The sequence below is a fragment of the Halorubrum sp. C191 genome (assembly GCF_002727095.1).
GTDB classification, from domain to species: Archaea; Halobacteriota; Halobacteria; order Halobacteriales; family Haloferacaceae; genus Halorubrum; species Halorubrum ezzemoulense.
Genome location: NZ_NHNZ01000083.1, coordinates 1 through 6,087 on the forward strand (window position 1 = coordinate 1; position 6,087 = coordinate 6,087).

At 71.8% G+C, this 6,087-nt stretch carries 9 protein-coding genes; 3 read left to right on the plus strand and 6 right to left on the minus strand.

Annotation, left to right across the window (positions count from 1 at the left end; genetic code table 11):
* The first annotated feature begins 182 nt into the window (after positions 1–182).
* Complete coding sequence (gene hisG, locus Z052_RS07155; protein ID WP_094520605.1) at positions 183–1,073, plus strand: ATP phosphoribosyltransferase; 891 nt, start codon at positions 183–185, stop codon at positions 1,071–1,073.
* Positions 1,074–1,089: 16 nt separating this feature from the next.
* Here the strand turns inward: hisG and Z052_RS07160 are convergent, their stop codons facing one another.
* The 3 genes from Z052_RS07160 to larB all read right to left on the minus strand — a co-directional run bounded on the left by Z052_RS07160 (position 1,090) and on the right by larB (position 2,518).
* Positions 1,090–1,353: a GIY-YIG nuclease family protein gene (locus tag Z052_RS07160; RefSeq protein ID WP_049932157.1), complete on the minus strand. Its 264-nt coding sequence runs from the start codon at positions 1,351–1,353 to the stop codon at positions 1,090–1,092.
* A gap of 109 nt (positions 1,354–1,462) precedes the next feature.
* The gene (locus Z052_RS20450; RefSeq protein WP_008440770.1) at positions 1,463–1,615 is read right to left on the minus strand and encodes a hypothetical protein; all 153 of its coding nucleotides are present in this window, start codon (positions 1,613–1,615) and stop codon (positions 1,463–1,465) included.
* Between the two features lie 135 nt (positions 1,616–1,750).
* Positions 1,751–2,518: a nickel pincer cofactor biosynthesis protein LarB gene (larB, locus tag Z052_RS07165; protein WP_094494219.1), complete on the minus strand. Its 768-nt coding sequence runs from the start codon at positions 2,516–2,518 to the stop codon at positions 1,751–1,753.
* 302 nt (positions 2,519–2,820) lie between these two features.
* Here larB and Z052_RS07170 point away from each other — a divergent pair, with 302 nt between their 5' ends.
* Positions 2,821–2,988 (plus strand): DUF1931 family protein, encoded by a 168-nt coding sequence (locus tag Z052_RS07170; RefSeq protein ID WP_004047560.1) that lies wholly within the window; start codon positions 2,821–2,823, stop codon positions 2,986–2,988.
* 78 nt (positions 2,989–3,066) lie between these two features.
* On the opposite strand, the gene rpiA is transcribed toward Z052_RS07170, so the two are convergent.
* The gene (rpiA, locus tag Z052_RS07175; RefSeq protein WP_094494218.1) at positions 3,067–3,801 is read right to left on the minus strand and encodes a ribose-5-phosphate isomerase RpiA; all 735 of its coding nucleotides are present in this window, start codon (positions 3,799–3,801) and stop codon (positions 3,067–3,069) included.
* Positions 3,802–3,900: 99 nt separating this feature from the next.
* On the opposite strand from rpiA, the gene Z052_RS07180 reads away from it, so the two are divergent.
* On the plus strand, positions 3,901–4,161 hold the full coding sequence (locus tag Z052_RS07180; protein ID WP_049932131.1) for a hypothetical protein: 261 nt from the start codon (positions 3,901–3,903) through the stop codon (positions 4,159–4,161).
* A gap of 8 nt (positions 4,162–4,169) precedes the next feature.
* Here the strand turns inward: Z052_RS07180 and Z052_RS07185 are convergent, their stop codons facing one another.
* Complete coding sequence (locus Z052_RS07185) at positions 4,170–5,294, minus strand: ORC1-type DNA replication protein (RefSeq protein WP_099288929.1); 1,125 nt, start codon at positions 5,292–5,294, stop codon at positions 4,170–4,172.
* Positions 5,295–5,399: 105 nt separating this feature from the next.
* Positions 5,400–6,087 (minus strand): TRM11 family methyltransferase (locus tag Z052_RS07190; protein ID WP_343124798.1); only part of this gene is annotated, 688 nt, incomplete at its 5' end.

The following is a 6,087-nucleotide window of genomic DNA, read 5'->3' on the forward strand; positions in this document are numbered from 1 at the left end:
CCCCAGCCTCGTCGGTCGCCGTCGCTTCGCTCGGCGACCGACTCCCTCGCGCGTGCGGTTCGCGGCCTGACGGCCGCTCACCGGCACGCGCCACCGCATCTGTTTATAACCAGTCTCGCGTCGCTACCAGTCCCGCCCCTCCGGACGAAAACGTTTCCCCCTGTCCGCGCGACGCTCCCCGTATGCGCATCGCCGTCCCCAACAAGGGCCGCCTACACGAGCCGACGCTCTCGCTGTTGGAGCGCGCGGGGCTCCACGTCGAGGAGACCGCCGACCGCCAGCTGTACGCCGACACCGTCGACGAGGACGTGACGGTGCTGTTCGCGCGGGCGGCCGACATCCCCGAGTACGTCCGCGACGGCGCGGCCGACCTCGGCGTCACCGGCCTCGACCAGGCGGCCGAGTCCGGCGGCGTCGTCGACGTCGCGAGCGCGGCGGCCGAGGGCGACCTCGTGGACCTGCTCGATCTGGGCTACGGTTCCTGTCGGCTCGTCCTCGCCGCGCCCGAGGCCGGCGGGGTGTCGGCGGTCGAGGACCTAGCGGACAGGACGGTCGCGACCGAGTTTCCGAACGTCACCCGCGACTACCTCGACCGCGTGGGCGTCGACGCCGACGTGGTCACGGTGACGGGCGCGACGGAGCTGACCCCGCACGTCGACATGGCGGACGCCATCGTCGACATCACCTCGACGGGGACGACGCTGAAAGTGAACCGGCTGGCGGTGATCGACGACGTGCTCGACTCCTCCGTCCGGCTGTTCGCGCGCCCCGACGTGGTCGACGACGCGAAGGTCGAGCAGGTGGTGACCGCCTTCGAGTCCGTCCTCGCCGCGGACGGCCGTCGCTACCTGATGATGAACGCGCCGAAAGAGCGGCTCGACGCAGTGAAGGACGTGATCCCCGGGCTCGGCGGCCCGACCGTGATGGACGTCGAGGCCGACGAGAACGGCAACGGGATGGTGGCGGTCCACGCCGTCGTCGACGAGCGCGACGTGTTCGAGACGATTTCGGAGCTCCGGTCGGTCGGCGCGACCGGCATCCTCGTCACGGAAATCGAGCGCCTCGTGGAGTGAGCGAGAGGCGAAGCGGTCAGTCCCCCGCGTCGTCGCCCTCGCCGATCAGCCGCTCCTTCTCGGCGCGCGACAGCGACTTGACCGCGTACTCCCGCGACATCGCCGCCGACTTCGAGTCGAACGACTCGACGTGGCGGAGGGTGACGGGGGTCCGCCCGCGGGTGTACTTCGCGCCCTCGCCGGCGTCGTGTTCGGCGACGCGCCGCTCGACGTCGGTCGTGTACCCGGTGTAGAGGGTGCCGTCGGCGCACTCGATGACGTACACGTGGTGGTCGGCCACGGTCGGCCGTCCGAGCGCGAGCGGCAAGTGTGTGCGGGTGTGCCCGGAGGGGCAGGCGAACGGAGCAGTCGCTCCCCGTGCGCTCGTCCTTCGATCGGCGTTTCGCCGGTCAGTCCCCGGTTCGAGTCCGCTCGCGAGACACCTCTGCGATGCCCGCGTTCGCGGAGCACTTCGGGCACGCGTTCAGGTCGCCGCGTTCGTCCGCGAAGACGCGAGCGAAGCGGTCCGAGACGTGCGACCCGCAGTGGTCACAGCGTGGCATGTGATGCCGACGTGCGTCGGCAACTACCATACGGGCTCGACGAACTAATACCCTTTTTCGACCCAGTCGGCTGCCGGTATACGGTCGGTTAAGCGAGTCCGGATGTCGCCGGATCTCCTCGCTCGATCCCCCCGCTCACTCGGCGCGCGCGGCGTCGACCGCGCGGGCGATCAGCCCGGCCTGCGCGCCGGCGACGAACCCGGCGTCGACGTTGACGGTCGTCAGCACGGAGCACGACTGGAGCGCCCCCTCCAAAGCCGCCACTCCCTCGCCGCCGACGCCGTAGCCGGTCGAGACGGGGAGCGCGATCACGGGGGCGTCGACGAGGCCGGCGACGACCGTCGGGAGCGCCCCCTCGCGACCCGCCGCGACCACGACGGCGTCCGCCTCGCGGACCCGGTCGGCCTGGTCCACGATCCGGTCGAGGTTGGCGACGCCGACGTCGTCGACCCGGTCGACGGTCGCCCCGATCTCGCGGGCGACGACCGCGGCCTCGCCGGCGACGGGCGCGTCCGCGGTGCCGGCGGCCACGACCGCGACCGCGGCGTCGAGCGAGGGGAGTTCGAAGTCGGCCGCGTGCGCGACGACGGTCCCGGTCCGATCGTCGCGCTCGACCGTCGCGTCCGGTCCCACGTCGCCGACCGCCGACGCCACCGCGGCCGCCGTCGCCTCGTCCGCCCGCGTCACGAGCGCCCGGCCGGTGGTGTCGAGCGCCGTCGTCGCCAGGGCGGCGACCTCCGCGGGTGTCTTGCCCTCCGCGAGGATCGCCTCCGGGATCCCGCGGCGTCGCTCGCGGGCGGCGTCGAAGCGCCCCGCGTCCGTGGTCGCGTAGCCCGCGAGCCGCGACTCCGCCTCCTCGATGCCGATCTCACCCGCCTCCAGCGCCGCTAACGTCTCTCGCATGGGGCGTCGTCGGGGGCGGCCTCGGTCGAAGCTGTCGGTTCGAGCCGGGCGCGCCGCGCGCGAGGTCGAGCCGGGGTCGAAGCGCGTTCGCGAGCGTCACGCGACGACGCGCGCTCCGTCCGGACCGCGCTCGGAGTGGGGTCGGGCCGCGTTTCGCGTCGTGTTCGCGGCGGGGCGGAGACGAGAATCTCACAAGACTTATACGCGCTTGTACTCGCGGCCTCCCGCGAACGGGCCGCACGGCGCCCCTCGCGGTCGAATTCAGGAACTCTTATTAACCATCACCGGGTAGGCCCGATCGCATGGCAGACCTCATTGTCAAAGCGGCCGTCAAGGAAGCCCTGGACGACAAGAACGTCGCTTCGGACTTCTACGACGCGCTGGACGACGAAGTGGACGAGCTGCTCGAAGACGCCGCGCGCCGCGCCGAGGCCAACGACCGGAAGACGGTCCAGCCGCGCGACCTCTAAGACGGAACTCGTTTCCGTTCCATTTTATTTGCGTGCCGCCCGCCGAGCGGCCGCGCTGCGGGGCGTCGCCCGGGGATATCAGACCGACTCGATCCGGACGCCGGACTCGGTGCCGACATGTATCTCGTCGGTCATCCCGACGAACAGCCCGTGCTCGACGACGCCCGGAACCTCGGCCAGCGTCGCCGACAGGGCGACCGGGTCGGCGATCTCGCCGAACGCGCAGTCGAGCACGAGGTTCCCGTTGTCAGTCACCACCGGACCGTCTTTCCGCTCCGCGCGCCGCAGCGTCGGCTCGCCGTCGGCCTCCCGGACGGCCGCGGCGACGGCGGTCCGTCCCGATGGCAGCACCTCGACCGGGACCGGCCGGTCCAGCCGCGGCGACTCCTTCGAGGGGTCCGCGACGACGAGGAAGCGGTCGGCCGCGGCGTCGACCAACTTCTCGCGGGCGTGGGCCGCGCCGCCGCCCTTTATCAGAGCCCCGCCGGTGTCGGGGGCGCCGCCCCCGTCGACGCCGGTCGCCACCTGGTCCGCGCCGTCGATGGCGAGGTCGATACCCGGGCCGTCGAGACCGACCGCCTCGGGGAGGTCGAGGCAGGGAATCCCCGCCCCGACCGCGAGTTCGCGGCTCGCGAACGAGGTCGGGACGCCCCGGACGTCGAGGCCGGCGTCGACCCGGTCCCCGAGCCGCCGGATCGCGTGCGCCGCCGTCGACCCCGTCCCCAGTCCGACCACGTCGCCGTCGGTGACGGCCTCGGCCGCCGACTCGCCGGCGCGCCGCTTCATCGCGTCGCTCCCGCCGCTCGTCTTCATGCGACGAGGTGCGGGCGGAGCTATTGAAAAGGCGTCGGCGGTTCGCTCCGACCGCGCGACCGCCGAAATGTATTACTCGCGACGCGATCAGTCGGAAGTGTGTCCTCGGCAACCGCTGTCCTCCCGCTGTTCGGCCTGACGCTCCTCGGTGCGATGTTCGTGACCGCGGCGCTTCAGTCGCGCGGTCGACTCCCCTTCGCGGTCCCCGAAGGCGCGTACGTCGCCGTCTCGGTCGGGGCCGTCTCCGTCGTCGCGCAGTCCCTCGTCGGGTCGGACCGAGAGACCGTCGCGATCCTCGCCGTCGGGGCCCTCGCATGGGCGACTGGGTACGAGACGGCGCGTGGTGACGACGAGAGGTAGGTCGCCGCCTACTCCAACCGGTCCAAGACGGCCTCCGCGTCGTAGGCCAAGGAGAGTTCGCGGGAGCGGCCGCGGCCGTCGACGTCGGCGTACTCCGCGTCGATCACGCCGAGCTGGTCGAGCTTGTTGATGATCTCCGAGTAGCGGGTGTAGCCGAGCCCCGTCTCGTCGTTGAACGCGTCGTACACCGCGCCGGCGCGCTCGCCGTCGTGCTCGGCGAGGACGCGGACGAGGTCACGTTCGGAGTCGGAGAGCCCGCGCAGCGACCGCGAGAGGTGGACGTGCTTCGACTTGTCGTACGCGTCCTCGACGTCCTCCTTCGAGACGGTCTTCGAGGCGCGCATCTCCGCGTTGAGCCCGGCCCGGCGCAGGAGGTCGATCCCGACCCGGAGGTCGCAGCTCTCGGCGGTGAGGTCGGCGACCCGCTCCAGTTCGGCGTCACCGATGACGCCCTCGTGGAAGCCGCGCTTGGCGCGCTCGGCGAGGATGTCGTAGATCTCGGTCGCGTCGTAGACGGGGAAGTACACCTCCTCGGGCCGGAAGACCGACTGGACACGGGTGTCGAGGTCGTCGATCACGTCGAGCCCGAGGTCCGAGGAGACGACGATGACGCCGATCTTCGCGCCGGAGTGCGCCTCGTGGGCGCGGAGGAGCGAGTACAGCGTGTCGGAGGCCTCGTTCTCGTAGAAGAGGTAGTTCACGTCGTCCAAGGCGACGACGAGCACCTCGTCCTCCTCGACGAGGCGGTCGGTGATCTGGCCGAACAACTTCTTAAACGAGATGCCCGACGACGGGGGTTCGTACTCGAAGATCCCCTCGAACAGCCGGGAGAACACCGCGTAGCGCGTGGAGTCGACCTGGCAGTTGACGCGGACCGTCCGCACCTCGGTCCGGGCGCCGAGCTCGCCGAAGAGCTTCTGGACCGCGGTGGTCTTGCCTGTTCCCGGCGGTCCGCGAACCATCGTGTTGAGCGGGCGGGAGCCGCGAACCGCGGGGCGGAGCGCGTACTTGAGGTTCTCCAGTTGGCTCTCGCGGTGGCGGAACGTCTCGGGGACGTGGTCGATCTCGAACACCGACTCGTCGCGGAACACCGACTCGTCCCACGAGAGCATGTCCCCGCCGTCCCCGGTCATGCGAGTACCACGAGAGGCCGCGCACTTAACCGTTGCCCGGCGTCGGGGCGGAACTGAAACTTGTCGCGCCAGCGTCGGATAAGAGCGATTCCGCCGATCGGTCGTTCACTCTCGGTCCGGCAAGCTTCCGTCCGCGTCGGGCGAGATATCCGCCGGGTCCGCCTCGCCTCCCGCGTCCGCCTCGCGGCGCAACACCAGCACGTGGCGCGTCAGCGACCGGTGAACCCGGCGCTCGAACGCCGCGTCGACGGTCCACCCGGCGTCGCGGGCGGGACCGCGCCAGTCGCGGTCGGCGATCAGCACCGCGCGCGGCGCGACCCGGGCCGCCTCCGCAAGCGCGCCCGCGACGAGGTCGGCCAACTCGTGGCGCGCGATCTTCGACTGTCGGCCGTAGGGGGCGTCGAACGCGACCCCGTCGACGGCGTCGTCGGGAAGCGGGAGCGCGGTCGCGTCGCCGCGGGCGACGTGCCAGTCGGGGGAGGGAGCGTCGGCGTCGTCGGCGAGGTATGCGCGGAAGTTCCGCCGCGCGCCGTCGGCCATCTTCGCCTGCGCGTCGCAGGCGACCGCGTCGGCGCCGACGAGGCCCGCTTCGAGGGGGAGACCGCCGGTGCCGCACATGGGATCGAGCAGGGTCCGCCCGGGGGCGGCGCCCGCGAGGTTAGCGTAGGCGCGGGCGTCGACCGGGGCCATGCTCCCCGGCTGGAAGAAGGGGCGGTCGGTGGGGTCCGGCGCGAAGTCGCGGGCGGCCTCGGCGGCGACCCACCCGAGCGCGCACAGGTCCGCGTCGCCGCCG

Coding starts and splice junctions, on each gene's coding strand:
- rpiA (WP_094494218.1), bottom strand. CDS start 3,801: ATGAAGACGAGCGGCGGGAGCGACGCGATGAAGCGGCGCGCCGGCGAG.
- Z052_RS07185 (WP_099288929.1), bottom strand. CDS start 5,294: ATGACCGGGGACGGCGGGGACATGCTCTCGTGGGACGAGTCGGTGTTC.
- hisG (WP_094520605.1), top strand. CDS start 183: ATGCGCATCGCCGTCCCCAACAAGGGCCGCCTACACGAGCCGACGCTC.
- larB (WP_094494219.1), bottom strand. CDS start 2,518: ATGCGAGAGACGTTAGCGGCGCTGGAGGCGGGTGAGATCGGCATCGAG.
- Z052_RS20450 (WP_008440770.1), bottom strand. CDS start 1,615: ATGCCACGCTGTGACCACTGCGGGTCGCACGTCTCGGACCGCTTCGCT.
- Z052_RS07170 (WP_004047560.1), top strand. CDS start 2,821: ATGGCAGACCTCATTGTCAAAGCGGCCGTCAAGGAAGCCCTGGACGAC.